We start from the raw sequence: 26,417 nt of genomic DNA, 5'->3' as shown, positions 1-26,417 counted from the left end.
AAAGCCTTTCTCGGGATCAGTCGAGACAGAGCGCTTCACAGAGTGCGTCGAGTCCCTCCTCCTCGTGAATCCGACGCTGCCACGCCGCGCCGCTCTCCATCTCGAAGCGCGTCCGGAGGCTGTCGATGCCGAGACGGTCGGACTCGGCAGCGACGAACTCGCCGAGCGTGATCGTGTCTTCGACGTCGCGCGTGATGAACGACGCGTCGTAGCCGTAGCGGATCGCGTGCCACTTGTTGGCGTCGAGGATCTCTCGGCGGATGTCTGTCCCCGACTCGCCGTCCTCGTAGCGGGCGGCGAGGTCTTCGACGAGCGCGTGCACGTACTCGACGAACGCCACGGTCGCCGCCGGGTCGGTCTGGGCGTCGGGCGTGCGGACTTCGACGGTCCCGTGGCCCGTGTGTGGCCGCACGTCGTACCAGAGTTCCCCGCGGTCCTCGATCGATCCGAGTTCGACCATTTTGCGCTCGAACTGCTGGTAGGTCTCGAAGTCCTCGAAGTACGTCGGCATTCCCGTGTTCGGGAGCGCCTCGAAGATCTTCGCACGAGCGGATGCTAATCCGGTGTCGAAGCCGTTCCAGAACGGGGAGTTGACAGAAAGTGCGAGCACCGGCGGGAGGTACCAGCGGAGCTCGTTGGCGATCCACGTCGCCTTGTCGGCGTCGTCGACGCCGACGTGGACGTGGAGACCGGCGGTCGTGTTGCGGTGCTGGGGATACTGGATGCGGTCCAGCTGAGACTTGTACCGTGGCTTCGTGGCGTGATCGAGTTCGCGCCACTTCGCCGCCGGGTGGAGTCCGGCGGCCGCGATCCGATAGCCGTGTTCGGCGGCGTGATCGACGAGAGCCTCGCGAACCTCACGGACCACCTCGTCGACCGCGTCGACGTCCTCGATGAGCGGCGTCTGCGTCTCGATCGTGAACTGGAACAGTTCGTGGTCGATTCGGTCCTCGAGGATTCCTCCGGGGGGATGATCGTAGACGAGATCCGAGATGCCCGACGCCGGGTAGCCCCGCTCGTCGACTATGTAGAACTCCTCTTCGACGCCGAGCGTGCCCATCCGGTCGAAGGCGTCCGCCGACCCTAGCTCCATCGGCACGTGGTTTGCGGCGGCCGATTAAATATGTCGCGGGCTGCGGCGAACGGTTCGCCCATCCGCGCCGGGGGCGACCGTCGGCCGGAAGCCGATGGCGCCACTCCCGGAACCGACGCGGTCGTCGACGCGCTCACTCGGACCCCTCCGGTCGCGGCTCGGCGACGACCGCGAGGTGATCGTCGTGGAAGCGATCCAGCCGCTGGGTTTCGAGGATCTCGTAGCCCGCTCGAAGTTCGGCGAGCACGTCGTCGAAGACCTCCGCGGGGTCGCTGAGGACGTCCTCGCTCCGCGCCTTGAACGCGGCGAGCAGCCGGCCGTCCGGCGCGAGGAACTCCCGGTTCCGCAGCGCGACGGTCGCCTGCCCGCGGGTCGCGACGTCCTGGATCAGACAGTCCAGGTCGGATTCGACGACGTGGGCGTACGTCTCCGGCTCGCGGGCGTCTTTCAGCAGCGGGAAGAGGTTCGGCCGCGACTCGGCGACGCCGACGAGGTCACGCGTCGGGCGCGGGGCGAACTCGACGGCGTACGTCGGGCCGGCGAAGTCCGCGACGTGCGAGACGGTCGTGCCCGAGGCCGCGCCGAGATAGAGCACGCCGTCGCCGCCGTCGATGCCGAGGTCCATCCCGATTTCGAGCATCGCACCGAGTTTCGACCGCCCGGCGTCCCACGCGCGCCAGCCCTCGTCGTCCTGCGGTTCGCCGTAGACCGGGTCACCGCGGGTGGCGAGTCGCTCGCGGCCGTCGAATCGCCGGCGCTCGACGCCGGCAGGGAGCGCGGGGCTCATTGGCTCACCTCCCGCTCGCGGATCGTCGCCATCCGCTCTGTGAGGTCGTCGTGGACGGACTGCTTGAACTCGCCCGAGTAGTAGTCGATCCGGGCTGCAATCGCGAGCTTGCCGGCGAACGCCCGCGCGGCCGACCCGCGGTGGTCGGGGTGAGTCCCACGGACGTACTCGTGCGTGAAGATGACGCCGTGTTTCGGCGAGGAGCCGCGGCCGCGCAAGTGCGCGAAGAGCGCGTCCTCCGCGCCGAGCACCTGCACCGTCCCGGCGGGCTTTTTCGCCAGCGACTCCAGTCCGCCGGCGAGCGAGAGCAGTCGCGCTGCGAGGACGGGACCGGCCATCTCGGCGAGGTTGGGGGCGACGTCGGGGGCGTGTGACTCCACGAACGAGCGGAGCTCGGCGCGCTCGTCGTCGAGGTCGACGACCCGCTCGGCAAGCGAGACGACGCGCACCTCGGCGGGCGTCTCGGGGGTCCACGCTGCGACCTCGCGGGCACCGTCGACGCCGCCGGGGACGTCGCGGTCGAACGTGCCTGCCCACTCGGCGAGACGCTCGGCGAGTTCGTTCGCGGTTCGCTCGGCGTCGTCCATCGCGCGGACCGCGTGCGTGAGCTGTTTGTCGTCCGAGCGCTCGCGCTCCTGGACGGCCTCGCGGGTCGCCGCGAGCGTCGCCTCGTGGAGCGCGCCGTAGTAGTCGGCTTCGTCGGCAGCGAAGCCCGCCCGGACCGCTTCGGCCGGCCAGTCCCGAGGGTGCTCGGCCGTTCGGTCGTAGATCGCCGCCGCGCCGGCGTCGAGGTCCCCCGGATCGACGTCGACGAACCATCCCGCACTTTCGGGACGCTGATCGCTCATACCCGTCCTTGCGTACGGACTCGTATATGTATTCTCGAAGGCGTCGGCGGCCGTCGCCGCTCAGGCGATCGGGAGTTCGACAGCGAACACCGCACCCTCGGCGTCGGTCGCAGCAGCGGGCGCTGTACGCGTGTCGGCGGGCCGCCCCGCCGTCTCGTCTTCTATCCAGACGTCCCCGCCGTAGGCCTCGACGAGCGTGCGAACGAGATAGAGTCCGACGCCCGTGCCCTCGCTGTCGAGACCCTTCTCGCCTTTCCCGAAGATCGACGGTCGGAGGTCCTCGGGGACCCCGGGGCCGTTGTCGGCGACGCGCACGGTGACCGCCCCCGCGTCGTCGTCGACCGTCGCCGAGACCGTCACTTCGGGAACGTCCTTGTCGTTGTGCTGGACGGCGTTCTTCAGCAGGTTTCGAAACACCGACGAGAGCATATCGTCGGCCAGGACCTCGACCGCCGGCAACGACCCCGCCACTGCGACTGTGGCGCCATCGAACGTCTCACAGACCTCGGTGATCTGCGTCTGGAGGATGTCGTCCAAGCAGACACGGGTCGGGTCGCGGTCCGGATGGACCATCACTTCCGCGAGGTCGGCCGCCGTGTGGGTCAGTTCGACTGCCGACTCGGCGTTGTTCAGAATTTTGGTCAGGTGCTCGTTCCCGTCGGCGTCGACGTAGGGGCCGAGCAGGTCGCCGTAACCGAGCACGACCTGGAGGTTGTTCCTGATGTCGTGTCGGACGACCTTGTTCAACAGGTCGAGGCCGTCGCGCTGCTCTTCGAGTTGCTGTTCGTACGCCTTGCGTTCAGTAATGTCGCGGCTCACACCGACGAGTCCGATGATCTCGCCCGACTCGTCGCGGTAGGGGAACTTGTTGTCGATGAAGACGTGTTCAGTCCCATCGACGTAGCGGACGCGCTCCCACGTCTCCCCGGATCCGGTCTCGAAGACGTGGCGGTCGTCGGCTCTGACCGCGTCGGCGCTCTCGGTGTCGAACAGTTCGTCGTCGGTCTTGCCGACGACCGTCTCGGGCGTCTCATCGAAGATGTCAGCACCGACCTCGTTGATGAAGACGTACTCGCTCTCGCGGTTCTTGATGTAGATGGCTTCGGACGTGTTGTGTACGATCGCGTCGAGGCGACGCTTCGCTTCCGTGAGTTCCCGTTCGCGCTGTTTGCGCTCTGTAATCTCCCGTGAGAAGATCGAGAGGCCGTCCTCGTCGGGGTGGACATCGACTTCGACCCAGTAGTCGAACGGCGCTTCGACGTACATCTCGAACGACTGCGGCTCGTTCGTCTCCATCGCAGCCCGGTAGTTCGACTCGGCTTCCGTCCCGACGATCTCGGGGAACGCCGTCCAGAGCCGTTCGCCGAGGGCGTCCGCGGCCGACACGTCAGTTCGATCGGCCATCTGGTCGTTCCAGTACGTGATCTCCCACTCCGAGTCGACGGCGTAGTACGCGTCCGAGATGCGCTCTGTGAGCTGCTCGTACTGGCGCTTCTGGGCCTCCAGGTCTTCGCGGGCCAAGACGCCGCCGATCGCGGTCCCGATCGTCGCGCCGAGTTCTGCCAGGAGCGTCTGCTCGGACGCCTCGAAGGCCTCGGGCCGTCCGGAGTACACGTTCAAGACGCCGTACGCCCGATCGCCTTCGACGAGCGGAACGGCGGCGCTCGATTCGAACCCGTGGGCAAGCGCCTGCTCGCGCCAGGGTTCGTAGTCCGGATCGTCCCGAATGCGCTGCATAATCTGCGCCGTACCGGTGCGGAGCGCCACCGCGGTCGGGCCGTTCGCCTCCGCAGAGTCGTCGAGCGCGATCGAGATCTCGTCGAGGTACTCTTGTCCCGTCCCTGCAATCGCGCTCGGAACGACGGCGTTAGTGTCGGTATCGTGCACCCCGATCCAGGCGAAGACGTACGGCTCAGAGTCCGCAAAGGCTCGACAGACTGCGGCTTCGAGTTCGTCTCGTGTCTTCACTTCCACGAGTGCCTCGTGAACACGGCGGATGACCCCGTCGATGCGTAACCGCGTGTCGTCCCCCGAACTGCTCATTGTACAGAACAGTTATCTGTGAGAATGAATAGATTGTGATTCGTCTATACTGTCTTGTACGATAGTTCCATTATTGAACAATTCAATATGTCGTCGCCCGTGAACACACCACGGTAAGAGTTAACACGCCAGGATCCTTTCAGGCGGAGTGATGAGTGGTCGACAATCCTTCGTCTGTCAGGACTGCGGTTTTCGCGTCTCTCCCGGCTCGTTCCGCGCTCGATGTCCCGAGTGCAACGGTGACCTCGGCGCACCCGACACCGCGCGGTGGGGCGCGGGGTGAGATGACGGAGCACGATGGGACGGGAGAGGACCCCTCTCGTCCACCTTCGTCTGTGGATTCGGCGTCGTCCGCGACGGGCCCGCATCGGATCAGATCGCTCGCCGTGACGACAGCGGACGTCGTCGACGGACTCGAAGCGGCGTCCCGGAGCCAGCGGGCGGTCGTGCTGCGCGTGACGCCGCCCTTCTCGGGTCGAATGCGAGCGCGGATCCACGACGCTGGCATCGTCGGTCCGGACGAGGAGGCGGCGTCCAGTTCGGAGACGGACACAGTGGCAGTCGACAGTGAGAGCGGCTCCGGCGACGCGCCGTCACCGATACACCTCGCCCCCGAGCGGTTCGTTGCAGACCCGCCGTCGTATCCGACCGTCGACGACACCGAAGACGAACTCCGCGCCTCGGAGACGCCCTACACGCGAGAACGGCATCGCGAACGCCATCAAGAGGCTGTCGACGAGTGGCGCGAACAGGTCCGGGAACGACTGGTCGAGGAAGTCACGTTGGAGACCGCGACTGGCCCACACACCGTTTCAGTCTCGTATCTCGGGTAACGAAATATAGGGGTTATCGTAACTGTTCGGAGATTCTCGCCGTACCGTCCGGCGAGAAATCTATGGAGACTTACGATAACCCCTATAGTAGCATTTGCAACTGATTGCGCACCCGATCGTACACTGTCGGACGATCGGGCGGGTGATGACGTGCAAATGCTGCTATCGTCGACGTCGGGGTCGACCCGCGGATTTAAACCCGATCGGGTGAGTACCTCCGACCGTGATATCGAACCGTCGCGTGGTAGCCGCTGTCGCCGTCGCGCTCCTGCTCTCGACGAGCGGCTGTATCGGCTTTCTCACTGGAAGCGAAGCGCTCACGTTCACCGCGGAACCGGCTGCCGTCGCTGATTCGGCAGTCGAAGAAGCGGGGTACGAGTCGAATGGGACGCGGGAAATCACCGTGAACCGGACGTTCGAGGTCGCCGGCCAGGAACGCCGCGTCGTCGCCACGAACCAGGTCACAAGCTACGATAAGAGTCTGGACCTCGGACCGCTGGGCGAGACGCGCCTCGGTGTCTTCACCGTGGTCTCGACGCCCGCCGTCGAGATCGCCGGCCAGACCCTCAACCCGATCGGGCAGTTCTCGAACGCGCGGCTGGTCGAGTTCGTCCAGCAGCGCTACTCCGGCCTGAGCGACATTCGACAGGTGAGCGAACGGAACATCACCGTCCAGGGGACCGAGACGACGGTGACGAAGTTCGCGGGAACGGCGACCGTAGAGGGCCGAGAGATCGACGTCTTCGTTCACGTGACGAAGTACCGCGACGGTGAGGACTTCGTCCTCGCGATCGGCGTCTACCCCCAGCAGCTCGACGGTGAGGAGGAGAACGTCCTGTCGATGATGCGCGCGCTCGAACACCCGGTCTCGGACTGATACTATCAGACAGAACTATGTGAAAAGTATCGGCACCCCGTGGGTGCCAATATGATTCACGAACTTCTGTCTGACAGTATGACGACGCCGAAGCGCGCACCGCACCCGTTTTTGACCCGAACAACGCTTTTGTCCTCGCTCCGAGAGTGTCAGCTATGCGACGAACGCGGCTGATCGGGATCTCGCTCACCGCGCTCGCTCTCGTCGGGTACGCGGTCGGTGTCGCCGCGCCGTATCCGGGGCGCTCGGTGACGATCGTCGGCGTGATGGTCGGTGTGACGCTCTACGCCATCGGTTACGACGGGGGTGAAGCGACGTGATCTCGGCGATCGTCTACGACGTCGGGCGGGTCGACCACCACACGATCGAGAACGAATCGGATCTCCGAGCGGCACGCGAAGCCCCCGGAACGACGTGGGTCCGAGTGAGCGCGCCGACACGGGAGGAAGAGCAGATGGTCGCCGAGGCGTTCTCGTTGCACCCGCTGGAGATGGAGGACGTTCGCGGCGACGTCAGGCCGAAGACCGCAGAGTTCGAGGGCCACACGTTCGTGTTAGTGAAGACGGTCGCGCTCGAACGAGGCGAGACGACGTTCGACGAAGAGATCCGGACGCAGCCGATCGGGCTGTTTCTCGGCAGCGACTGGCTCGTGACGGTGACGGCCGAAACCGGGCACGTCGACGTCGTCTCCGACGTCTGGCAGTCCGTCGAGAATCAGGAGGGTCGGACGCTGAAACAGGGGCCGGATTTCGCGGCCTACCGCGTGATCGACCACGCCGTCGAGGACTACTTCGACCTGCTCGACACCGTCGGCGACACGATCGAAGAGATCGAGGAGGCGATCCTCTCGACGCCGGACGAGGGACTCATCGAGGGGCTCAACGCCGTCCGGCGGGACTTGCTCTCGTTCCGGAAGGTCGTCTGGCCGATGCGGGAGGCGGTCGGGGTGCTGGCGCGTGGCGACGTCGAGCGCGTCAGCGAACCGACAGAGAAGTTCTACCGCGACGTCTACGACCACCTGGTCGAGATCGTCGATCTCACCGAGACGTACCGGGATCTCACGCGTGGAACGCGCGACATCTACCTCAACGTCGTCTCTCAATCGACGAACGACGTGATGAAGCGGCTGACTGTCGTCGCGACGATCTTCATCCCGCTGACGTTCGTCGTCGGCGTCTACGGGATGAACTTCGGCGATCACGCGACGAACCTCCCGGAACTGACGTGGCCGTACGCCTATCCCGCAGTCGTCGGCGGAATGGGACTGGTCACGGCAATATTGCTCGTTCACTTTCGGCGAGAGGGCTGGCTCTGAGCGACAGCCCCCCGAAACCTTCGGAACGTATATATAGCCTCGGCGGGCCACCAGTGGCAGGTCGTTTGAGGGCTAATATGCACGTATTGGGGCTCAAAGATCGTGAATAATCGGCTTTCAGCCGCCAAAATATTTAAATACTTCGGGTACTTACAGATAGTAAGGTCAGTTCGGGCCGGGTTCTCTCTTATTCCTCCCGGTCGCGAACGAACCTCCCTCCCCATCATGAGTGACACACGCACCAGAGAGCACGTAGCGGGCCGCAGCACACGGCAAGCGGACGAACGCGAGGACGATACACAAGTGACAACCCACAATACTGAAACGCGAACCGACGGAGAACGCACCGAGAGCGAGCACGAAGAGCACGCTCACGAAGAAGAGACCGAAGCAGAAGAGCACGTCTGCCCGGAGTGTGGCGGCACGCTCATCACCGACGAAGCCCGCGGCGAGACGGTCTGTGCGGACTGTGGCCTCGTCGTCGACGAGGGCTCGATCGACCGCGGCCCCGAGTGGCGGGCCTTCGATAGCGCCGAGCGCGACCGCAAATCTCGCGTCGGCGCGCCGACGACGAACCTGATGCACGACAAGGGGCTGTCGACCAACATCGGCTGGCAGAACAAAGACGCCTACGGCAACTCGCTGTCGTCGCGACAGCGCGAGCAGATGCAACGCCTCCGCACGTGGAACGAGCGCTTCCGCACGCGCGACTCGAAAGAGCGCAACCTCAAACAGGCGCTCGGCGAGATCGACCGGATGGCCTCGGCGCTCGGCCTCCCGGAAAACGTTCGGGAGACCGCGTCGGTCATCTACCGCCGCGCGCTGAGCGAGGACCTACTTCCCGGCCGTTCGATCGAGGGCGTCGCGACCGCCGCGCTGTACGCCGCGGCCCGACAGGCCAGGACGCCCCGCTCGCTCGACGAGATCGAGCGCGTCTCGCGCGTCGACAAGATGGAGTTGACTCGGACGTACCGCTACGTCGTCCGCGAGCTCAAACTGGAAGTCGAGCCCGCAGACCCCGAACAGTACGTCCCCCGGTTCGCCTCGGAACTCGGCCTCTCGGACGAGGCCGAACGACAGGCGCGACAGCTGCTCCGAAACGCGAAGCAGGCCGCGATCCACTCGGGGAAGTCGCCGGTCGGCCTCGCGGCCGCGGCCGTCTACGCGGCCGCCCTGCTCACCAACGAGAAGGTGACCCAGAGCCAGGTCAGCGAGGTCGCCGACGTCTCCGAAGTCACGATCCGGAACCGGTACAAAGAGCTCCTCGAGGTCGACGACCCGGGGATGCTCGCGTAGGCGACGAAGCAGCGCCGAGGGAGGACGTAGCGAATCGGGAGGAGACGGAACGGACCGAATCGTCCACGCGGACGAACGGCCCGGGACGGTCCTCGTCGGGGGGCCCGGGACGGCCCCTGTCGGGCAGCTATTCGGCCGTCGGCGGTACCGGCGCAACAACCTTTATTGACGTACCGGGAGTCGATTGGGCTATGGTCGAAGCGTTTGTCCGACTGCTGTGCCCTGAATGCGGGAAAGGCTGGGAGGCGAAGCCGACGTCGCTACCCAATCACCGTGAAAACTACACGTGCTCTTCTTGCGGTGCGACCCGTCGGCTCGCGGAGTTTATGCGGACCGAACGCGACCTCGACACCGTAAAACAGTTCGAGTGAAGCAGCAGGCTGTGCCGACGGCCCGCGGCAGACGCGACTGGCATCGTGCTACGGACCTCGGGGCGACCCAGGTCCGTCCTCGCGACCGTATCAGAGGTCAGGAACCGTCGAGAGCGCGCCGCAGGCGTCGCATTTCAGCATCGTCGTGCCGCGCTCTTCGACGAGTCGCGTGTCCGGCGATCCGCATTCGCTGCACGTGACGAAGTCGTCGACGTACGTTTCGAGCGCCTCCGCGACCCGCCGTTGTTTGAAGTCGCCCGTGAAGCGCGCGCGGCCGCGGTCGTCGATCTGCGCGCTCGTCCCGAGCTCCGACTGCAGAAACCGGACCAGATGATCCGGGTCGCGCGCGAGCCGGTCGTGCGTCGACTCGAAGTTCTCCCAGACCGTGGCGTTGCCCTCCTGGCGGACCTCCGGATCCGGGACCTCGAACCGGTCTCCACCTTCGGCGATGTCGGGCGACTGGTCGAGTGCGCGGTCGAGTTGATCGTCGTAGTCCATACCCTCGTTATGGGGCCGCGTCGTGTAAAGCGTTCATATACTGTCGATCCTGTCGTGGTTCGTGTTTCTCTAGAAACACTTTTTACGGCCCTGATGTATAGAACAGTATAACGATCAATGACACTTGTCCAACAATAACCGGATAATCGGTGGGCCGTCCCGGAATCCTTCATCATTGTCGACCTGAAATCGGTCGATTTGGGGCGTTTCATCGGGATATTCGGCAGGTCCGTGTTAACGAGACTCAGGATAGTAATATATTCTTCGAGTCTCAACAGACTTTTGCTCATGAAGAAGCAGGAGCTCATCCACCTTCACGGCCTGCTTGCGGAAGTACACACACAGGTCGAAGCGTGGGAAGACGAGGAAGTTTCGCTCGAAGCATACAACGAACTCGGCGTCCGACCGACCTCGATTCACAAGTCGAAAACCGATCACAAAGCCGCCGTTTTTAAACTAGTCAAAGGAATCACCTCCTCGATGGACGAAGTCGAGCAGGACCGCGTCGCAGCCGCCGCCGACTGACCCCCGACGACTCGCCGCATCCTCCGCACACCACGTCTCAGAGCGATAGCCACAGCGACACACGGGGCCGTCGTCCGCCGGCGCACCCACGCGCGTCGCATCCGATCTACCTACGATCGCGTCTGTAGCCGCCTGCTCACCGGTCCGCGCGCGCCAGTAACTCCTCCTCGTACGCCGCGACGGCCTGCACGACTTTCGCGGCGTCGTCTTCCGGAACGTCGAACGCGTCGAGACTATCCGAGAGGTGCTCGATAGCGCGCTCGATATGCTCCTCAGTGAACGGGACGTGAAGGTGCGCCTCGCGGATCGGAGCAGCGTCGTACGTTTCGGGTCCACCCGCGGCCTCACACAGAAAGTCGGTCTGTGTCTGTCGGAGACGTTCGACGTCAGCGTCCTCGAAGAACGGGCCTATGTCCTCGTCCGCGACGAGTCGGTCGTAGAAGTCGTCGACGACGGTGCGAATCCCCTCGCGTTGGCCGAGTCGATCGTACAGCGTCTCGTTCACCATATCTCGCGGTGAGTACTGCAGCCTCACGATACTGTCGGCTCCCACGGATACGTACCGAGAGAGAAGAACCGCGCGGACACCCGTCCGCAACGCCGATCAGCCGTCTTCGACGAGGTCGTCGAACTCGGGGATGAGGTCGTCGTCTGCCGAATCGTCGGTCGATCTGTCTTCGGTCTCGGAGTCCGCGCCGTTTCTGCCGTGCTCGTTGGATTCTTCCTCGCCTGTCGCGTCCTCGTCGGTCTCGTCACCCTCCTCGACGGGCTCGACCGAGAGAACCTTCAGCGGGACGTTTTCGAGCCGCTGGCCGATCTCCTTCCGGGCGATCCGGGAGGCGTGTTCCTCCTGTTCGACGTTGAAGACCGTCATCTCCAGTTCCAGCGCGACGAGCGCCTCGTCGGCCGCGATGAACGCTGGCGGGAGTTCCTCGCCGTCGGGCGAGGTGCGCGAACCCATCGAGATCTCGACGTAGCTCAGATCCGGATTCAGCATCTCGCCCGTCTTCGAGATGGCGATCCGAATCGCCTCGTCGGGCGTCGTCACGTCGTACACCGGTATCGCGGCCTCGACGACGACTCTGCAGTCCATACAGGATAGTACGGTCGCCCGTGGCATCAAAGGTTCGCCGATCGATACCAATATCCGATCAAACCGATCGCCGGTCAGTCGTCGCCGCGAGCGCGGAGGTAATAAAAGAGGTACGTCTGGGCGTAACCGGCGTACTCGCCGCCGAGACGTTCGCGGAGGGCGCGCGACGTCTCGGTGTAGTTGCCGCGGTCGCACTCGGGGAAGTGCTCGGCGATGGCGCCCTGTATCCAAGTGTCGAGTGGGACCGCCTCCAGGTAGCCGAGCGAGAACAGCAACACGCAGTCTGCGACCTTGTCGCCGACGCCGACGAACTGCGTCAGATACTCGCGGGCGTCCTCGTAGTCGCGACCGACGGCCTCGCTGGGGTGAGCCTCTCCGCCGGCGACCATCGCTGCGGTCCGCTGTACGTAGGGCGCGCGGTAGCCGAGTTTCAGGTCGCGGAGGTCGTCCTCGCTCTGTGCGGCCAACTGCGCAGGCGTCGGGAACGCCTCGAAGGCCTCGCCGTCGACATCGTGGTGCGTCCCGAACTCACTGGCGAGCGCCATCTGCATCCCGTGGATCCGCGAGACGCGCATCTGCGCCGAGCAGATGAACGAGACGAGACAGGGAAACGGCGGGTCGCGGACGAGTCGCATCCCGCGGTAGGCGTCGTAGGCGCGCTCGATGAGGTCGTCGTCGGGCGTCGCCGCGTAGATCGCGTCGAGGTCGTCGTCGAGGCGCAGGAGGTGCGTCAAAAGCGGCACGGGGTCGGTCGTCGCTTCCCACTCCAGGTCGCCGTCACGCTGGCGGACGCGGACGACGACGTCCTCGTCGGTGACGCCGTCGACCGGCGGCACGACCGTCTCGTACCACGCGTCGCCGCCGTAGACGTCCATCGACTCGTACATCCGTCCGTCGGCGCGGTCCCACAGGTACGACTGGCCGCTTTCGAGCGTCGCCTGGAGATCGAACGGCCCGGGGATCGAGGAGAGCGGGATCGCGCCGGATTCGAACGTCATCGAGACAGTGGACGGCCCAGGCGCGTATCCGGGTTTCGATGCGTCGAGGAGCGGGTGGGAACTGGGCGGCGGGGACGTAGTGCTCAGTTTCGGATGTGCTCGTCGGTAACGCGCGCGAGCCGCGCCGCGGTGTCGTCTTCGAACGCCTCGTCGGTGCAGCGCCACGTCCAGTTGCCCAGCGCGGTTCCCGGGCGGTTGAATCGCGCGTGTTTGTCGAGGCCGAGGACGTCCTGCATCGTCGTGAAGACGAGCACGGCGTCCGAGCGCCAGACTGCCTCGATCATCGACCAGTGGATCTCCGAGCCGTCCGCGCCGATGTTGTACTCGAGGCAGTCGCGCTGGCGCGGCGGGAGCGCGTCGTAGTACCCGACGAGGGTGTTCGTGTCGTGCGTCGAGGTGTAGCCGACGCTGTTTTCGGGGTAGTGCATCGGCTGGTACATATCGCCCTCGCGGCACCAGTCGGCGTAGTGAGGCACGCGCATCGACGGGAAGTCGAAGCGCTCGCGGAGGTCGACGAGCCCCTGATCGAGGAACCCGAGATCCTCGACGACGAACGGCAGTTCGCCGAGTTCCGCTTCGACGGTCTCGAAGAAGTCCACGCCCGGCGCGTCGCGCCACTCGCCAGCCGCCGGCGACTCGGCGTCGGCGGGGATCGCCCAGTACTCGTCGAAGCCTTTGAAGTGGTCGATACGCGTGACGTCGACGAGTTCGAGGAGGCGTTCGAGTCGCGCGAGCCACCAGTCGTATCCGGTCTCTGAGAGCGCGTCCCAGTCGTAGACGGGATTCCCCCAGCGCTGGCCCTCGTCGCCGGGGTTCGGCGGGACGCCGGCGACGGCCGCCGGCTCGTGGTCGTCGGTCAGATCGAACGCCTCCGGGTTCGCCCAGACGTCGGCGCTGTCGAGCGCGACGTAGATGGGGAGATCGCCGACGAGGTCGATGCCGCGCTCGCTGGCGTACTCTCGCATCGCACGCCACTGCCGATCGAAGACGAACTGGACGAACTCGCGGTAGGCCACCTCGTCGGCCAACTCCTCGCGGTGGGTCGCCAGCGCGTCCGGGTCGCGCGTCCGGATCGGTTCGGGCCACGACGTCCACGCGCCGTCGTACCGCGTCCGCAACGCCATAAACAGCGCGTAGTCGTCGAGCCAGGCCGACTCGCGCTCGCGGAACGCCGCGAACGCCTCGCGGTCGGCGTCGTCCGCGTCGGCGTGGAACCGCTCGGCCGCGAGCCGCAACGTCTCGGTTTTGTACTCGCGGACGCGGTCGTACTCGACGTCGTGCGCCGGGAACGAGGGGACCGGTTCGAGGTCCGCCTCGTCCAGATACCCGGCGTCGACGAGTCGGTCGAGGCTGACGAGCAGCGGATTCCCCGCGAACGCGGAGTACGCCTGGTACGGCGAGTCGCCGTGGACCGACGCCGTCGGGCCGACCGGGCAGAACTGCCAATACGACTGCGCTGCGTCCGCGAGCCAATCGAGGAACGTGCGGGCGCTGCGGCCCAGGTCGCCGATGCCGTGTGGGCCGGGCAGGGAGGTGACGTGGAGGAAGACCCCGGACCGTCGATCGAATCGCATACTCGGACCACCCCGGGCAGAAAGTTAAGCGTGTGGCAACGGGCCGACGCCGGCGCGCACCGGGGCGGGCGGCCTGCCGTGAACCGCACACAATTAACACCGCGCGGGTCGTTGCTCGGATCGTGCATCCGAAGACGGTCCTCATCACCGGCTGTTCGTCCGGCATCGGCCGCGCCACGGCGCTCGCCTTCCTCGAGGAGGACTGGTGCGTCTACGCCACGGCCCGCAACCCAGCAGACATCGAGACGCTCGGTGAGAAGGGCTGCAACATCGCCACCCTGGACGTCACCGATCAAGACGACGTCGACCGCGTAGTCGACCGCATCATCGAAGAGGAGGGCCACATCTCCTGTCTCGTCAACAACGCCGGCTTCGGGCAGATGGGGCCGGTCGAAGACGTCCCCACCGAGCAGGTCCACCGGCAGTTCGAGGTGAACGTCTACGGGCCGCATCGACTGCTTCGCGCGGTCCTCCCGCATATGCGCGAACAGGAAGACGGCACCGTCGTGAACGTCTCCAGCGCGGCGGGACGAGTCTCGTTCCCCGGCGGCGGCATCTACGCGGGGTCGAAGTTCGCGCTCGAAGCGATGAGCGACGCGCTCCGCAACGAGGTCGACGAGTACGGCATCGACGTCGTCGTCGTCGAACCCGGCCCGGTCGAGACGCAGTTCACAGACCGCGTCGAGCGTGAGGTCCACGGCGACGACGGGGACAGAGGCGACGGCGACGACGCCGACGACATCCCGGGAATCGAACGCTCGGGCGCGTACGAGTCGTTCTACGAACTCTTCTCGGACACGCAACTGATCGGCGGCGGCGGACTCGGCGCAATCTCGGCCGAGCGCGTCGCAGAGGACATCCTCGACGCCGCCTCCTCGACGAAGCCACGACCCCGGTATCAGCCCGGGACGGCCGCGCGGGTCTCGGTGCTGGCGCGACACCTCCCTGCGCGGTGGCTCGACACCGCCTACCGGTACCTCAGAAAACTCTAGCGTGCGGTTCTGCGCGTTTCGCTACTCCAGACACGCCGCGACGACGCGGAGCGCCCGCTCGCCGCGCACTTCTTCGGCCAGAAGCGGCACGCGCTTTACGTCCCGACTCCTGAACAGTTCGGTCGCGCGACCGATGGCGTCCTGCTGGACCTGCCAGCGACGCTGACAGAACTCACAGTGCTCTAAGTCCGGCGAGACCACCCAGCGGTCGTCGACGTCGGCGCTCGTCACCTCAGCGAGGTCCTCCATCACGCGGTTGACGACGAGCGTCTGGACGGGGATGCCGTAGCCGTCGAGGCGCTCGACGAGGCGCTCGGACTCGACGACGCTCATCTCCTCGGGAATCATCACCACGCGGAAGTCCGTCTTCGCGGGATCGCGCAGGACGGTCCGGAGGCGTTCGATCCGCTCGCGGAGTTCGTCGAGGTCGGGCGCGGCGGCGTTCTCCTCGTTGCCCATCCCGAACATTCCTTTGACGCCCTCCATCATCCCCGAGAACTGCTGGCGGAACTTCGCGATGCGGCCGACCATCGAGTCCATCAGTTCCGGGAGTTCGAGCAGTCGGAGCGTGTGCCCCGTGGGTGCGGTGTCGACGACGACCCGGTCGAATCGGGGGTCGTCGAGGTACTCCATCAGTTGCTGCATCGCCGCCGCCTCGTCGGCGCCGGGCATCGACCCCGGACCCATCGCGCTGCCGATGAGGTCCTCCATCCCGCCGAGGTCGCCGAAGGGCGACGCCCCTGCGCCCGCCGCGTCGCCGCCGGCGAAGGGGTTGTCCTCGACGTCCGCGTTCTGATCGAATCCGCTGCTGGCGTCGGCGTCAGATCCGAATCCGGCTCCTGCGCCTGCATCGCCCGCAGCGCCCGATCCGGCCGCCCCCGGTCCGGCCTCGCCGCCGAACGGGCCGGCGACGACCGAGTCCGGATCGATCTCGGCGGCGTACAGCGGGATGTCCTCGCGAATCCGCGTCGGCTCGGCCGGCACGTCGACGTCGAGCGTGTCCGACAGCGAGTGCGCCGGGTCCGTAGAGACGACGAGCGTAGCCGTGCCCGCGGCCGCGGATGCGAGCGCCGTCGAGGCCGCCATCGTCGTCTTGCCGACTCCCCCTTTCCCGCCGTAGAGGACGTAGTCGGGAGCGTCGACCTGGTCGGGCAGCCCCGTCGCGTCCTCGGCGTCTTCGATCGGGTCGACGTGATCGACCGCCTCGACGTCGACGGTGTGGTCGTGGCTCTCCTCCGGCGAGTCGCTCTCGGTACGCGCGTCGTCGCCCTCGTCGGCGGCGTCGACGTCGATACTCGACATACGAGGGGGGACGAGATGCGGACTTGTGTACTTCTCGGTCGGCGGATGCGAGAGTCGCCCGAGCCAACGCGGTCCGCTCAGCGTACGCTTGCACCGCCCGCAGCCTTCAGCGGTCGTCGAAGTACGCGGCGAGTCGGTCCGCCGCCTCCGCCGCCCGGTCGGTACAGAGCGCAAAGCGGATCCAGTCGTCGTAGGCCTCGCCGAACGCTTCGCCGGGCATCCCCGCGACCCCGGCCTCGTCGATCAGTCGCTCGACGTTCGCCATCGTCCCCGGAAAGTCCTCGAAGCGCGCCAGGACGTAGAACGCGCCCTCCGGGGTGGTGTAGTCCGCGCCGGCCGCGTCGAGCGCGTCGGTGAACGCGTCGATCCGCTCGCGGAGCGTGTCGCGGACGGACTCGTAGTACGACGGAGGCGTCTCCTGTAAGGCGTTGGCGACGGCCGCCTGCGCGGGGCGGCTCCCGGTGACGTTGACGAGCATATGCCGCGCTCTCGCATCGCCGACGAGGTGGTCGGGGAAGACGCCGTAGCCGACGCGAAAGCCCGTGATCCCCATCGACTTCGAGAACGACGAAGTGACGACGACGTGCTCGCGGTCGAGCGTGAGCGCGCTCTCGAAGCGTCCGGTGAAGTCGAAGTGGTCGTACACCTCGTCGACGAGGAGGAGGGCGTCGTGCTCGGCAGCGACGTCCGCGATTTCGGCGACGGCGTCGCGGCTGTAGACGGTGCCGGTGGGGTTGTTCGGCGTGTTGAGCACGATCATCGCCGTGTCGGACGAGGCCGCCTCACGCATCCCCGCGACGTCGACGTGGCCGTCGTCGTGGACGGGCACGCGCGTCACGTCGCCGCCGAGCATCGTCGCCTTCCCCGGGTAGTACGGGTAGACGGGGTCGGTCAGGAGGAACTCCGACCCCGACCCACGCTCTATCGCCTCCGCCATCGCGAGGTAGTTCGCCTCGGCCGCGCCGTTGGTGACGACCAGCCGCGATTCGTCGACGTTCCGCCGTTCAGCGATCACCTCGCGAAGCGCACCGAGCCCCTCGCTCGCCGGGTACTGGAAGTCTCGCGGGTCGCTGTCGGCGTAGGATTCGAGTCCATCTCGGAGCGCCTCCGGTGGTCCCCAGTCGGGGTTGCCCGAGACCATCGTCACGACGTCGCGGTCGGCGGCGACGGCGTACTGGATGACGCGGTAGAAGAGCGGTTCGTCGTACGCGTCGTCCGTCTCTGTCATCTCGTCTGCGGCGACGGATGCGAGAAGGGTGTGTTTTTCGACCGCGCCGTGCGGGCGTTCTTTACTGTTCGCCGCCCACCACACGGGTATGCGAGAGTTCGCATCCGATCCCCCGATCGAAGTCCGCGTCGGCGACGCCCTCCGCGAGACGGGCGAGACGGTCGCCGTCGCCGAGTCGTGCACGGGCGGGCTGATCGGGTCGCTCCTGACCGACATCCCCGGCTCTTCGGACTACTTCGACCGTTCGCTGGTGACGTACTCCTACGACGCGAAACTGACTGCGCTCGGCGTCTCACGGGAGTCGCTGGACGAACACGGGGCGGTCTCGGAGCCGGTGGCCCACGAGATGGCGGCCGGCGTCCGCGACACCGCCGGGACCGACTGGGGAATCTCGACCACCGGGATCGCCGGGCCGGACGGCGGCACGGCAGAGAAGCCGGTCGGGACCGTCTTCATCGGCGTCGCCTATCGGGGCGAGTGGGGAACAGGGGAGTCCTACACGCGCGTCGAGCGCTACGAGTTCGACGGCGGTCGAACCGAGATCAAAGAGCAGATCGCACGGCAGGCGCTCGAAACACTCCTCGTCGCCGTGGAGGCGTAGCCGGGACGGTCTGACGGGGTGCGAAAGTGGCCGACGGCGCGGCGCTCGATGAGACACAACGTTTGTAGGGGCGGCACGCAGACTCACAGCCGATGAACAAAGACGGGCACGTGCTGAACGGGGCGCTCCTCGCGATCGGACTCGGGGTGATTCTCTCGGTGGATCCGACGTCGGGACCGCTCGTCGGGGGAGAGAGCGGGGCCGTCACGGTCGACGCCGCCGTGACGCTCGCCAGCGACACCGCCTGGTCGGTCGCGGAACTGTCGCTGCCGGTCGTCCTCGGCGCGCTCTTTCCCGACGTCGACACCGCGTTCGGCCGCCACCGAAAGACGCTGCACAATCTGCCGATCCTGGCCATCTTCCTCGCGTTTCCCTACGTCTTCGGGAACCTCCAGTTCGTCTGGATCGGGGTCGCGACGCACTACCTCCTCGATATGGTCGGCTCGAAGCGCGGGATCGCGCTCTTTTACCCGTTTTCGGCAACCGAGTACGACCTCCCGACCGGCGTGGCGACGTCGAGCAGCTGGGCGATCCGAGTGACGGTCCTCGTGACAGTGCTCGAACTGGTGTTGCTCGCGCTCGTCCACAACTACGTCTTCGCGCTCGACACGTCGCTGGCGGAGGCGACGAACACGTTCGGGGTCTTCATCGGACTGTGAACGAACAGCACTGAACCGGTCTCCGAGACGGAGGTCAGTACTCTCTGACGTCGTCGAATCGATTTTCGTAGGCGACGTGTCCCGGATGGGTTGGCTCCATTCCCGAGAGAAACAGTCGGTCGATCTTCCCCCAGGAGTTCTCATAGCCCAGATGCGCGAACTCGGTCAGTCCGCGAACGGAGTGAGCGAGGCCGCTGCGCCGGAGAACGCGACGGGGCGCTTGCTCTCGGAGCGCGTCGACGAGGTCGGTCGCGGAGTCGATCGCGCGCTCGAACGTCGTCCACACCTCGCCGACGCTGCCGCGGAGGTGGGCGTACGAGGAGCCGAACCCCGGGAGACCGACGTCGTTCGCGAGGGGTCGAGCGTGGCGGTTCTGCCGCGAGGGCACCTTGAAGTTGTGCGTCTCGACGGCGTGGATTCGCTCGGCGTAGGCTGCGATCGTCTCGCGGTCGAGACTCACGTTGAGGAAGTTCGGGTGGGGGACGAGCACGGCCGCGTCCTGTCTGTCGAACTCCGCGAGCGCGCCGTCGAGCGAGATGAAGTCCGGGACCGGTTCGGAGAGCCCGATCGCGAGGACGTGGTTCCGATTCCGCCAGGAACCGGTGAACACCTCGCGGGCGGGGACGACGAGCAGGTCGTCGTCCGAGAAGCGTTCCGCGCGCTCGCGGATCGTCGGCAGGCGGACGAAATGCGGCGCGTACACTAAGGCGTCGAGGCCGCGGGCCTTCGCACGAGCGACGACGCGCTCGTTCAGGATCTTCACGTGAGGGTCGACTCGGGTAGTCGTCGCCGCGCCGCCGTCGGTGCGTACGGCTGCCGCCACGTTCGAATCGGCGTCACTCGTTTGGTCCGGTCCGGACGCGGCCGTGTCGGTCACGTCCGTCGGTCTGCACGGCGCCGGGTTAGTGATTTCTATTTCTCATCCGCTGCGGAACGGTTTTGTCGGACCTGTGCGTGCGTTCCGATATGTCCCTGTGGAAGTGCGGCATCGGCGACTGTGGGGAGCGCTTCGAGGACGTCGAGTCCGCGATCATACACCAGACGGTGGAACACGCCCGCCACGAGTGTACGGTCTGTGGCAGCATCGTCCCGGACGGCTACTTCGCGATCCGGCACGCCTTCGAGGAACACTCCCGAGCGGAGTACGTGCGCGCCTACGACGCAGATTCGACGGCCGTGCGCGTCCGCGAAGACATCAAGGCAGATATCGAAGACGAAGCTAACCTCCGGGACGTCGTCGAAGAACTCAAACGGCGCGACGCGCTGTGAGCGTCGCCGGAGCGCTCCCATCCGTATTCGCCAGGTCCCGTCCGCATACGCCGGGGTCGTCGTCGCCGTCGCCCTCCTGACACTGCGACCCAGTGCCCGTTTTCGCGTCTCGACTGCGCACAGGCCGCTCTCACGACGACGTGGACACTACCGACCGGCGGGAAAACGGCTCAGCGCTCGTCGCTGTCGAGGACGCGGATCTGGTCGCCGCGGACGGTGACCGGAATCGGAACCGTCGCCTCGTAGAGTTCGACTGTGACCTGGTCTTTCGTCTCGTCGATCCGCTGGACGCGAGCCTTCTCGCCCTTGAACGGACCGGCGATCAGTTCGACGATGTCGCCCTCGGCGATGCCTTCGACGTCCGGCGTCGGCGAGAGGAAGTGCTCGACTTCCGCGATCGAGGAGCGGCCGGCTTCCCCGCCGCTCTTGACGAGGCCGCGAGCGTGCGGAATCTCCTCGAGAACGCGCGTGATCACGGCATCGTTGTCCGATTCCACCATCACGTAGCTCGTGAGCGAGTCCGGAGCTAACACGGCGTGGATCTCCGGTTCCTCGCGGTTGGCGATCATATCGGCGACCGTCCGCTCCTGGCTGGCGGTCGTCTTCACCGAGTAGATCGGCACGTCAGACACCCCCCGGGAGGAAGCTCATCACCGCGTAGATGAGAAAGCCCAGGAAGCCGACGAGAACGATGCCGGCGCCGGCGATGAGACCAATCTGTGAGAACTCCTCCCACGAGGGGGTGCTCGCCAGCTTCAGCACCCGCACGTAGCTGGTCAGGTCGTACTTGACGTCCATCGTTGTGCCGTAGCTTGTATGCCGGGCTTTTTCTATCTATTGATGCCCGCTTCGCGCTGCGGCAGCACTGGAGGGAAGTGATGAAGCAAAAACCGGAAGTCCCAGAGCAGCAGTACGGAACCAACAGTCGAGGGTCCCGAGAGACGGAACCACGCGACGGGGATAGGGTCGCTATTCGACGTAGTCGATCTCGGCGCCGCCGGCCTGTCCCTGTGGCGGGGCCTGCGGTTGGGGTTGGGCCTCGTCGTCGTCGCTGCGGCCGTAGATCTGCGGCGATTCGACGCCCGTGACGACGATCATCGTCCGCATCGTGCCGTCGATCTCCTCGTCGACGGAGGTCCCCCAGATGATCCGTGCGTCGGGGTCGATCCGGTCGTAGATCTCTTCGACGACGCCCTCGGCCTCCTCGATGCTCATATCCGACCCGCCGGTGACGTTTACGAGCGCGGAGTTCGCCCCCGAGATGTCGACGTCCAAGAGCGGCGAGCGGAGCGCGCTCTTGACGGAGTCTTGGGCCTTCGATTCGGAGTCGGACTCGCCGAGGCCGATCATCGCGACGCCGCCGCGCTCCATCACGGTCTTCACGTCGGCGAAGTCGAGGTTGACCAGCCCGGGCTTTGTGATGAGTTCGGTGATCCCCTTCACCGAGCGCATCAGCACCTCGTCGGAGACTTTGAACGCCTGGCGAACCGGAAGTTTGCCGACCGCGTCGAGCAGGCGGTCGTTCGGCACGACGATGACGGTGTCGGCGACGTCGCGGAGGCGTTCGAGCCCCGCTTCGGCGTTGGTTCGGCGGACCTCGCCCTCGGCGGTGAACGGCGTCGTGACGATGGCGATGGTAAGTGCGCCGGACTCGCGAGCAGCCTTCGCGACGACCGGGGCCGAGCCGGTGCCGGTCCCACCGCCGAGCCCGGCCGTGACGAACACCATATCCGAGCCGTCGATCGAGTCGTAGATCTCCTCTTGGGACTCTAAGGCGGCTTCCTCGCCGACCTGCGGGAGCGAGCCCGCGCCGCGGCCCTGCGTCTTCTGTTCGCCCATCAGGATCTTCGTGTCGGCTTCGATCTCTACGAGGTGCTGGACGTCGGTGTTGGCGGCGACCAGCGTCGCGCCCTCGATGCCCTCTTCGTGCATTCGGTTGACGGTGTTGCCGCCGGCGCCGCCGCAGCCGACGACCGTGATGTCAGTCTGGAGGTCGACGAGGACTTCCTGCAGTTCCTCGTCGGTCATCGTTCCGGTGCGGGGCATCTCCCCGCCCGTGGGTGCGTCGACGGCGTTCCCATCCCCCGTCTCCTCGGCCTCGTCTATCGCATCGTCGACGATGGAGTCCATAGTATGGCCATTCGTACCGAATACAGCCTAATTATCTTTCCCCCTTTCGTCGGACGCGCGTCTGACGCTCAGGTGGCTTGACGCGGGGGTTCGGCGGAGTTCCCGGGGGCGAGGGGATGATCCGCTGGGAGTCGACAGTCAGATCGACCAGGGATCGATGGGCGAAGCGGTCAGGAATCGGCGGCCGTATGAGGTCGAATGCGACGCGCAGACTACGGCGAGTTCGTCGGCCGGAGCGCGCTGCCGACCGGGAACGTTACGGTCTCCTCGGCGTGGACCTCCGCGGGCGTGACCTCGCGCCCGTCGACCTCCACGGTCTCGCCCGCGGACAGTCGGCCGAAGGCCGGCCCCTCCGGGACGCCCAACTCGGCTGCCGCCGCCGGGTCGAACGTCTCTCGCGTCGCGACGACGCGGTCGTCCTCCCTGCGGACCTCGTCGTACTTCGATTCGAGGATGGAAGCGAGCGCGTCAGCGAGCGCGTCGAGAGCGCTGGCGTCGTCGACAGCGGCGTTCTCCTGGGGTTTCGTCCCGCCTTCGACCGTCTCGAAGGCGAGGAGCGTGGCGCTTGCGGCCTCCATCGTCGCCGCCTGGTCGATGCCCGAGGCCTCCGCGAGGAGGTCGTCGGGGAGCGAGACGACGTCGAAGGCGTCGCGGTCGGCCACGTCGTCGGTGGCGTCTCTCGCCGGGGTCCCGAGCCGAAGTCCGGCGTCGATCGGCGAGAGCGCTGCTTCGAGGGTTTCGACGAGGTCGAGGTCGACGCCGGTCGTGACGCGGAGCCACGTCTCGCCGACGACGCGGTAGCCGAGGTCGTCGATGACGGCTTCGAGTTCGGGATCGTCGGCGGCGACGAGCGCGCGTGTCGCCGCCGACTGCTCGAACGCCTGGTCGACGACCGCCGCGTTCGCCTCGGGTGCGCCCATCGACTGGAGGACCCAGTCGGCACCGATGTGGCCGATCGCCCAGTCCGTCTCGCGGAGGACCCGTTCGAACTGGGGTGCGTAGTGGCCACCGCCGAATCCGACGATCTGGCGCGGTTCGTGGCCCGAGTCGGCGCCGCCGGTCGGGGCAGCGTCGACGGACCGCGTTGCGTCCGGAGCCGACCCCGAAAGCGAAAGCACTGCGCGGGCGACGGCCGCGGCACCCTCGGGGTCGTCCCACTCGGTCTCGCTGCTGCCGAGTTCCACGAACAGGGAAGGGGCGCCGACGTCGCTCGGGCCGTGGTGCGTGCACTCGATGCCGACGTCGTAGCCCTCGGGCGCGTGGCGGTCGAACGCCTCGACGACCGCTCGCTGGACGTTCGGACACGTGCGAGCCAGCTCGCCCAGTTCACCGCCGTGTTCGGCCGGCCCGAAGTTCCCCGTGAAGTGCGCTGTCAGGAGCGGGCCGGTATCACCCGAGTGCCGCGAGAGAAAGGCGACGAAAGCGGGCTGTTCCGAAAAGGCGGCCGCGACGCCGTCGAGTTCGAGGTGCCAGGCGTCGAACTCCCGGAGCTCGAAGTCCTCGTAGCGGTAGTACGTCCCACCACCGTCGGCGTCGCTGCGCGCGGTGTCTTTGTGCGATTCCCACTCGACGAGCGAGCGGAGTGCCTCGCCGATCGCGACCGAGGCGGAGTCGGCGCGGCTGACGACCAGTCCGATCACGACCGGGAGTCGTCGCCGCTCGGTATAAAAACTCTCGGAGCGGCGGGAAGGCGGACGCTTCGTCGCTCAGTCCGCGCGCTCCGGTTCCGGCATCGGCGTCCCGCGGATGTTGGCGACGGTGAGTTTGGCGAGTCGCTGGAGGTCACGCCGACGGCTGGCGAGGAGTCCGGCGGCGAGCACGACGTAGACGACCGAGTACGCCAAGAGCAGGTAGATCGAGTACGTCTCCGCGAGCGCTTCCGGATAGACTCGGATGAGCGCGAACTCGATGACGACCTGCGAGACGAACAGGACGAGAAGCGTCACCGCCTCGCGGACGCTGATGCGGAAATTCACGAGGACCGCGAGCGCGAAGAAGCTCTGTGCGGCGGTGAGCCAGATTTCGGCCGCCTGCTTGAACTCGAACGGCAAGACGCCGTAGGAGCCGAGCGAGATGCTGTAGACGACCGAAAGCGTCCCGATCAGGAGCGTCCACTGATTCAGCTTCGAGGAGATGAGCGCGTTGAACGCCGCCGTCGCCCGCGCCTTGTTCACGAGGTAGGCGGTCACGATGAGTTCGGGGCTCTCAGACGCCAGCGGCGCGATCCACTGGATCATAAAGAACTCCGGGATACCGTACTGCAGTCCCAATCGCTCCAGTCCGTGCGCGAACGGTTCGACCGCGGTGATGATCAGGAAGCCGGAGTAGACGAACAGCGTGAGGACGATGGGGACGCGGACCTTCCGGGGATACGACTGGAAGTACGCCGGCACGCCGACCTGTTCGTCGTGGTCGTCGACGTCACCGCGGACGATGATCGCGATGTAGGTGACGTAGAGACCGACGAGGACGACCGTGTCGACGATGTCGATACCGCCGCTGAGCGGGACGAAGAAGGCGAAGATCGTAGCCAAAAAGAGGAAGAGAATCTCCGTCGAGATGCTCGGATCGAGTTTCACGGCGTCGCGGAGCGTGCCCTCGCGGTTGACGACGCTCCCATCGTCACGGCCGCTGGCGGTCGCTTTGTAGATCGAGAACAGCGCGATCCCGGACCAGCCGAGACCGATGAGGATGCGGTTCGCGCCGGTCATATTGGCGACCGCGAGGTTCGCCTTCGCCGGGTCGGTCGCCGCCTGCCAGGCGTACAGCGCGTCGACGGCGTACTCGGGGGCGACGGCGAGAACGGCGAGAACGGCCAGCGCGAACGCCCGCGGCACGTCTTTCTCAGCCGTCTCAGCCCCCCACGCGAGGAGGAAGGACGCCCCGAGGACGGCGAGGCCGCTGACGCCGACGATCGAGAGCGGCGCGAAGCCGTCGGCCAGTCCCGTCGCCCACGCGACGACCCACGGGAGCGTCAACACGACGCCCCCCGCGACGGCGGTGAGCGGGTGGCGTAAGCGCGAAGTCATCACTCAAAGTGGCCGCTTGCCCCGCCTATCTCTTGCGGTTCATACTGTCGGACAGAACGATGTGAAAAGTATCGGCATCCCGTGGGTGCCAACATCATTCACGAACTGCTGTCCGATAGTATCAGTGATAGCGACAGCGTGAGCGCGGCCGCGACGCCGCCGGAGACGCGCGAGACTGGCCGCCGGGCGACCATTTAATTCGATCGCGTGGCGACGCGTGGGTATGGATGTATACGGACTCTTGGGGAATCCGGTCGAGCACTCGCTGTCGCCGCCGATGCACGAGGCTGCCTACGAGGCGCTCGGGATCGACGCGCGCTACGTCACCTTCGAACCCGACCGCGACGCCGCTGCGGAGGCCGTCGCGGCCGCGGAGACGCTCGGAATCGCGGGGCTGAACGTCACGATCCCGTTCAAGCAGGACGTCCTCGACGCGGTCGAATCGGACGACGTCGCCCGCCGCGTCGGCGCGGTAAACACGATCGACTTCTCCGACGAGACGCCGCAGGGGTACAACACGGACGTCGCGGGCGTCGAACGCTCGTTCGCGCACCACGGCGTCGCCATCGACGGTCGCGACGCGGTCGTCGTCGGCGCGGGCGGGGCCGGCCGGGCCGCGTCGTTTGCGCTCGCGGACGCCGGGGCGTCGGTCCACATCGCGAACCGGACGGTCGAGAGCGCGGAGTCGCTCGCGGCCGACGTGCCCGGCGCGACGGCGGGCGGCCTCGACACGCTCGACCGCGTCGCCGACGCCGACCTCCTCGTCAACGCGACGAGCGTTGGGATGGAGCCCGACGCGGACGAGACCCCCGTTCCGGCCGACCATCTCCACGCTGACCTCGCCGTGCTCGACGCGGTCTACGCGCCGATCGAGACGCGGTTGCTCCGGGAAGCCGCCGAGGTGGGCGCGACGACCATCGACGGCGCGTGGATGCTCCTGTTCCAGGGCGTCGAGGCGTTCGAGCGCTGGACCGGACGCGACGCGCCGGTCGACGCGATGAACGAGGCGCTGCGGGCTGAGTTGGAGTAAGGATCGAGGGACTGGCGGGGGCGAGA

30 protein-coding genes are annotated in these 26,417 nt (G+C 66.4%); 13 read left to right on the top strand and 17 right to left on the bottom strand.

Annotation, left to right across the window (positions count from 1 at the left end):
• Positions 1–16: 16 nt before the first annotated feature.
• From RBH22_RS00475 to RBH22_RS00460, 4 genes are all read right to left on the bottom strand, one after another.
• Complete coding sequence (locus RBH22_RS00475; protein ID WP_256546439.1) at positions 17–1,093, bottom strand: glutamate--cysteine ligase; 1,077 nt, start codon at positions 1,091–1,093, stop codon at positions 17–19.
• 133 nt (positions 1,094–1,226) lie between these two features.
• Positions 1,227–1,880, bottom strand: a complete 654-nt coding sequence (locus RBH22_RS00470) for a fibrillarin-like rRNA/tRNA 2'-O-methyltransferase (protein ID WP_306676172.1) — start codon at positions 1,878–1,880, stop codon at positions 1,227–1,229.
• Positions 1,877–2,728 carry an NOP5/NOP56 family protein gene (locus RBH22_RS00465; protein WP_256546437.1) on the bottom strand — a complete coding sequence of 284 codons (852 nt, stop codon included), beginning with the start codon at positions 2,726–2,728 and terminating at the stop codon, positions 1,877–1,879. The genes RBH22_RS00470 and RBH22_RS00465 overlap by 4 nt, the downstream gene beginning before the upstream one ends.
• A gap of 60 nt (positions 2,729–2,788) precedes the next feature.
• Positions 2,789–4,771: a PAS domain-containing protein gene (locus RBH22_RS00460; protein ID WP_256546436.1), complete on the bottom strand. Its 1,983-nt coding sequence runs from the start codon at positions 4,769–4,771 to the stop codon at positions 2,789–2,791.
• 151 nt (positions 4,772–4,922) lie between these two features.
• Between RBH22_RS00460 and RBH22_RS00455 the strand changes: the two genes are divergently transcribed.
• The 7 genes from RBH22_RS00455 (at position 4,923) to RBH22_RS00425 (ending at position 9,463) form a co-directional block, all read left to right on the top strand.
• Entirely contained in the window at positions 4,923–5,054 is a 132-nt protein-coding gene (locus RBH22_RS00455; protein WP_256287838.1) for a hypothetical protein, read from the top strand.
• A gap of 1 nt (position 5,055) precedes the next feature.
• The gene (locus RBH22_RS00450) at positions 5,056–5,604 is read left to right on the top strand and encodes a hypothetical protein (protein ID WP_306676171.1); all 549 of its coding nucleotides are present in this window, start codon (positions 5,056–5,058) and stop codon (positions 5,602–5,604) included.
• A 226-nt stretch (positions 5,605–5,830) separates the two neighbouring features.
• The gene (locus tag RBH22_RS00445; RefSeq protein WP_256288407.1) at positions 5,831–6,481 is read left to right on the top strand and encodes a DUF6517 family protein; all 651 of its coding nucleotides are present in this window, start codon (positions 5,831–5,833) and stop codon (positions 6,479–6,481) included.
• Between the two features lie 155 nt (positions 6,482–6,636).
• Positions 6,637–6,801 carry a hypothetical protein gene (locus RBH22_RS00440; RefSeq protein WP_306676170.1) on the top strand — a complete coding sequence of 55 codons (165 nt, stop codon included), beginning with the start codon at positions 6,637–6,639 and terminating at the stop codon, positions 6,799–6,801.
• Complete coding sequence (corA, locus tag RBH22_RS00435) at positions 6,798–7,796, top strand: magnesium/cobalt transporter CorA (protein ID WP_306676169.1); 999 nt, start codon at positions 6,798–6,800, stop codon at positions 7,794–7,796. The genes RBH22_RS00440 and corA overlap by 4 nt, the downstream gene beginning before the upstream one ends.
• 225 nt (positions 7,797–8,021) lie before the next feature.
• Entirely contained in the window at positions 8,022–9,092 is a 1,071-nt protein-coding gene (locus tag RBH22_RS00430) for a transcription initiation factor IIB (protein ID WP_256546432.1), read from the top strand.
• Between the two features lie 191 nt (positions 9,093–9,283).
• On the top strand, positions 9,284–9,463 hold the full coding sequence (locus tag RBH22_RS00425) for a hypothetical protein (protein ID WP_121568908.1): 180 nt from the start codon (positions 9,284–9,286) through the stop codon (positions 9,461–9,463).
• Positions 9,464–9,553: 90 nt separating this feature from the next.
• Here the strand turns inward: RBH22_RS00425 and RBH22_RS00420 are convergent, their stop codons facing one another.
• On the bottom strand, positions 9,554–9,961 hold the full coding sequence (locus RBH22_RS00420; RefSeq protein ID WP_121568909.1) for a translation initiation factor IF-2 subunit beta: 408 nt from the start codon (positions 9,959–9,961) through the stop codon (positions 9,554–9,556).
• A gap of 288 nt (positions 9,962–10,249) precedes the next feature.
• Between RBH22_RS00420 and RBH22_RS00415 the strand changes: the two genes are divergently transcribed.
• Positions 10,250–10,486, top strand: coding sequence for a UPF0058 family protein (locus tag RBH22_RS00415; RefSeq protein WP_121568910.1), 237 nt, complete (start codon positions 10,250–10,252; stop codon positions 10,484–10,486).
• 136 nt (positions 10,487–10,622) lie between these two features.
• On the opposite strand, the gene RBH22_RS00410 is transcribed toward RBH22_RS00415, so the two are convergent.
• The 4 genes from RBH22_RS00410 to malQ form a co-directional block, all read right to left on the bottom strand.
• Complete coding sequence (locus RBH22_RS00410) at positions 10,623–10,994, bottom strand: group 1 truncated hemoglobin (RefSeq protein WP_256546431.1); 372 nt, start codon at positions 10,992–10,994, stop codon at positions 10,623–10,625.
• Positions 10,995–11,090: 96 nt separating this feature from the next.
• Positions 11,091–11,579, bottom strand: a complete 489-nt coding sequence (locus RBH22_RS00405) for a DUF555 domain-containing protein (protein WP_306676168.1) — start codon at positions 11,577–11,579, stop codon at positions 11,091–11,093.
• A gap of 74 nt (positions 11,580–11,653) precedes the next feature.
• Complete coding sequence (locus RBH22_RS00400; protein ID WP_256546429.1) at positions 11,654–12,577, bottom strand: DNA glycosylase; 924 nt, start codon at positions 12,575–12,577, stop codon at positions 11,654–11,656.
• An 83-nt stretch (positions 12,578–12,660) separates the two neighbouring features.
• Positions 12,661–14,151 carry a 4-alpha-glucanotransferase gene (gene malQ / locus RBH22_RS00395; protein ID WP_306676167.1) on the bottom strand — a complete coding sequence of 497 codons (1,491 nt, stop codon included), beginning with the start codon at positions 14,149–14,151 and terminating at the stop codon, positions 12,661–12,663.
• 122 nt (positions 14,152–14,273) lie between these two features.
• On the opposite strand from malQ, the gene RBH22_RS00390 reads away from it, so the two are divergent.
• Complete coding sequence (locus tag RBH22_RS00390) at positions 14,274–15,143, top strand: SDR family oxidoreductase (protein WP_306676166.1); 870 nt, start codon at positions 14,274–14,276, stop codon at positions 15,141–15,143.
• A gap of 21 nt (positions 15,144–15,164) precedes the next feature.
• Here the strand turns inward: RBH22_RS00390 and RBH22_RS00385 are convergent, their stop codons facing one another.
• On the bottom strand, positions 15,165–16,445 hold the full coding sequence (locus RBH22_RS00385) for a TRC40/GET3/ArsA family transport-energizing ATPase (RefSeq protein WP_306676165.1): 1,281 nt from the start codon (positions 16,443–16,445) through the stop codon (positions 15,165–15,167).
• A gap of 106 nt (positions 16,446–16,551) precedes the next feature.
• Complete coding sequence (locus RBH22_RS00380; protein WP_306676164.1) at positions 16,552–17,673, bottom strand: pyridoxal phosphate-dependent aminotransferase; 1,122 nt, start codon at positions 17,671–17,673, stop codon at positions 16,552–16,554.
• A gap of 88 nt (positions 17,674–17,761) precedes the next feature.
• Here RBH22_RS00380 and RBH22_RS00375 point away from each other — a divergent pair, with 88 nt between their 5' ends.
• Positions 17,762–18,274, top strand: a complete 513-nt coding sequence (locus RBH22_RS00375; protein ID WP_306676163.1) for a CinA family protein — start codon at positions 17,762–17,764, stop codon at positions 18,272–18,274.
• Between the two features lie 92 nt (positions 18,275–18,366).
• Positions 18,367–18,933 (top strand): metal-dependent hydrolase, encoded by a 567-nt coding sequence (locus tag RBH22_RS00370; RefSeq protein ID WP_306676162.1) that lies wholly within the window; start codon positions 18,367–18,369, stop codon positions 18,931–18,933.
• 34 nt (positions 18,934–18,967) lie between these two features.
• On the opposite strand, the gene RBH22_RS00365 is transcribed toward RBH22_RS00370, so the two are convergent.
• Positions 18,968–19,756: a PHP-associated domain-containing protein gene (locus RBH22_RS00365; protein ID WP_306676723.1), complete on the bottom strand. Its 789-nt coding sequence runs from the start codon at positions 19,754–19,756 to the stop codon at positions 18,968–18,970.
• Positions 19,757–19,899: 143 nt separating this feature from the next.
• Here RBH22_RS00365 and RBH22_RS00360 point away from each other — a divergent pair, with 143 nt between their 5' ends.
• The gene (locus RBH22_RS00360) at positions 19,900–20,202 is read left to right on the top strand and encodes a hypothetical protein (RefSeq protein ID WP_121568919.1); all 303 of its coding nucleotides are present in this window, start codon (positions 19,900–19,902) and stop codon (positions 20,200–20,202) included.
• A gap of 170 nt (positions 20,203–20,372) precedes the next feature.
• Here RBH22_RS00360 and RBH22_RS00355 read toward each other — a convergent pair whose 3' ends face one another.
• The 5 genes from RBH22_RS00355 to RBH22_RS00335 all read right to left on the bottom strand — a co-directional run bounded on the left by RBH22_RS00355 (position 20,373) and on the right by RBH22_RS00335 (position 25,361).
• The gene (locus tag RBH22_RS00355) at positions 20,373–20,825 is read right to left on the bottom strand and encodes a transcription elongation factor Spt5 (RefSeq protein ID WP_121568920.1); all 453 of its coding nucleotides are present in this window, start codon (positions 20,823–20,825) and stop codon (positions 20,373–20,375) included.
• 1 nt (position 20,826) lies between these two features.
• Entirely contained in the window at positions 20,827–21,000 is a 174-nt protein-coding gene (locus tag RBH22_RS00350; protein ID WP_103992772.1) for a protein translocase SEC61 complex subunit gamma, read from the bottom strand.
• 171 nt (positions 21,001–21,171) lie between these two features.
• On the bottom strand, positions 21,172–22,332 hold the full coding sequence (gene ftsZ / locus RBH22_RS00345; RefSeq protein WP_121568921.1) for a cell division protein FtsZ: 1,161 nt from the start codon (positions 22,330–22,332) through the stop codon (positions 21,172–21,174).
• Positions 22,333–22,544: 212 nt separating this feature from the next.
• Positions 22,545–23,972 carry a D-aminoacyl-tRNA deacylase gene (locus RBH22_RS00340; RefSeq protein ID WP_306676161.1) on the bottom strand — a complete coding sequence of 476 codons (1,428 nt, stop codon included), beginning with the start codon at positions 23,970–23,972 and terminating at the stop codon, positions 22,545–22,547.
• 66 nt (positions 23,973–24,038) lie between these two features.
• Entirely contained in the window at positions 24,039–25,361 is a 1,323-nt protein-coding gene (locus RBH22_RS00335) for a sodium:calcium antiporter (protein ID WP_306676160.1), read from the bottom strand.
• A gap of 223 nt (positions 25,362–25,584) precedes the next feature.
• On the opposite strand from RBH22_RS00335, the gene RBH22_RS00330 reads away from it, so the two are divergent.
• The gene (locus RBH22_RS00330) at positions 25,585–26,391 is read left to right on the top strand and encodes a shikimate dehydrogenase (protein WP_306676159.1); all 807 of its coding nucleotides are present in this window, start codon (positions 25,585–25,587) and stop codon (positions 26,389–26,391) included.
• Positions 26,392–26,417: the final 26 nt, after the last annotated feature.

Source organism: Halobellus sp. H-GB7, assembly GCF_030848585.1.
Lineage (GTDB): Archaea > Halobacteriota > Halobacteria > Halobacteriales > Haloferacaceae > Haloquadratum > Haloquadratum inordinatus.
This window is presented reverse-complemented; position numbering and strand designations above follow the sequence as displayed.

What these genes read in the sequence shown, in the direction of transcription:
- RBH22_RS00475 (WP_256546439.1), bottom strand. Translation starts at nt 1,093, where the DNA reads ATGGAGCTAGGGTCGGCGGACGCCTTCGACCGGATGGGCACGCTCGGC.
- RBH22_RS00470 (WP_306676172.1), bottom strand. Translation starts at nt 1,880, where the DNA reads ATGAGCCCCGCGCTCCCTGCCGGCGTCGAGCGCCGGCGATTCGACGGC.
- RBH22_RS00465 (WP_256546437.1), bottom strand. Translation starts at nt 2,728, where the DNA reads ATGAGCGATCAGCGTCCCGAAAGTGCGGGATGGTTCGTCGACGTCGAT.
- RBH22_RS00460 (WP_256546436.1), bottom strand. Translation starts at nt 4,771, where the DNA reads ATGAGCAGTTCGGGGGACGACACGCGGTTACGCATCGACGGGGTCATC.
- RBH22_RS00455 (WP_256287838.1), top strand. Translation starts at nt 4,923, where the DNA reads ATGAGTGGTCGACAATCCTTCGTCTGTCAGGACTGCGGTTTTCGCGTC.
- RBH22_RS00450 (WP_306676171.1), top strand. Translation starts at nt 5,056, where the DNA reads ATGACGGAGCACGATGGGACGGGAGAGGACCCCTCTCGTCCACCTTCG.
- RBH22_RS00440 (WP_306676170.1), top strand. Translation starts at nt 6,637, where the DNA reads ATGCGACGAACGCGGCTGATCGGGATCTCGCTCACCGCGCTCGCTCTC.
- RBH22_RS00430 (WP_256546432.1), top strand. Translation starts at nt 8,022, where the DNA reads ATGAGTGACACACGCACCAGAGAGCACGTAGCGGGCCGCAGCACACGG.
- RBH22_RS00425 (WP_121568908.1), top strand. Translation starts at nt 9,284, where the DNA reads ATGGTCGAAGCGTTTGTCCGACTGCTGTGCCCTGAATGCGGGAAAGGC.
- RBH22_RS00420 (WP_121568909.1), bottom strand. Translation starts at nt 9,961, where the DNA reads ATGGACTACGACGATCAACTCGACCGCGCACTCGACCAGTCGCCCGAC.
- RBH22_RS00415 (WP_121568910.1), top strand. Translation starts at nt 10,250, where the DNA reads ATGAAGAAGCAGGAGCTCATCCACCTTCACGGCCTGCTTGCGGAAGTA.
- RBH22_RS00410 (WP_256546431.1), bottom strand. Translation starts at nt 10,994, where the DNA reads ATGGTGAACGAGACGCTGTACGATCGACTCGGCCAACGCGAGGGGATT.
- RBH22_RS00405 (WP_306676168.1), bottom strand. Translation starts at nt 11,579, where the DNA reads ATGGACTGCAGAGTCGTCGTCGAGGCCGCGATACCGGTGTACGACGTG.
- RBH22_RS00400 (WP_256546429.1), bottom strand. Translation starts at nt 12,577, where the DNA reads ATGACGTTCGAATCCGGCGCGATCCCGCTCTCCTCGATCCCCGGGCCG.
- malQ (WP_306676167.1), bottom strand. Translation starts at nt 14,151, where the DNA reads ATGCGATTCGATCGACGGTCCGGGGTCTTCCTCCACGTCACCTCCCTG.
- RBH22_RS00385 (WP_306676165.1), bottom strand. Translation starts at nt 16,445, where the DNA reads ATGTCGAGTATCGACGTCGACGCCGCCGACGAGGGCGACGACGCGCGT.
- RBH22_RS00380 (WP_306676164.1), bottom strand. Translation starts at nt 17,673, where the DNA reads ATGACAGAGACGGACGACGCGTACGACGAACCGCTCTTCTACCGCGTC.
- RBH22_RS00375 (WP_306676163.1), top strand. Translation starts at nt 17,762, where the DNA reads ATGCGAGAGTTCGCATCCGATCCCCCGATCGAAGTCCGCGTCGGCGAC.
- RBH22_RS00370 (WP_306676162.1), top strand. Translation starts at nt 18,367, where the DNA reads ATGAACAAAGACGGGCACGTGCTGAACGGGGCGCTCCTCGCGATCGGA.
- RBH22_RS00360 (WP_121568919.1), top strand. Translation starts at nt 19,900, where the DNA reads ATGTCCCTGTGGAAGTGCGGCATCGGCGACTGTGGGGAGCGCTTCGAG.
- RBH22_RS00350 (WP_103992772.1), bottom strand. Translation starts at nt 21,000, where the DNA reads ATGGACGTCAAGTACGACCTGACCAGCTACGTGCGGGTGCTGAAGCTG.
- ftsZ (WP_121568921.1), bottom strand. Translation starts at nt 22,332, where the DNA reads ATGGACTCCATCGTCGACGATGCGATAGACGAGGCCGAGGAGACGGGG.
- RBH22_RS00335 (WP_306676160.1), bottom strand. Translation starts at nt 25,361, where the DNA reads ATGACTTCGCGCTTACGCCACCCGCTCACCGCCGTCGCGGGGGGCGTC.
- RBH22_RS00330 (WP_306676159.1), top strand. Translation starts at nt 25,585, where the DNA reads ATGGATGTATACGGACTCTTGGGGAATCCGGTCGAGCACTCGCTGTCG.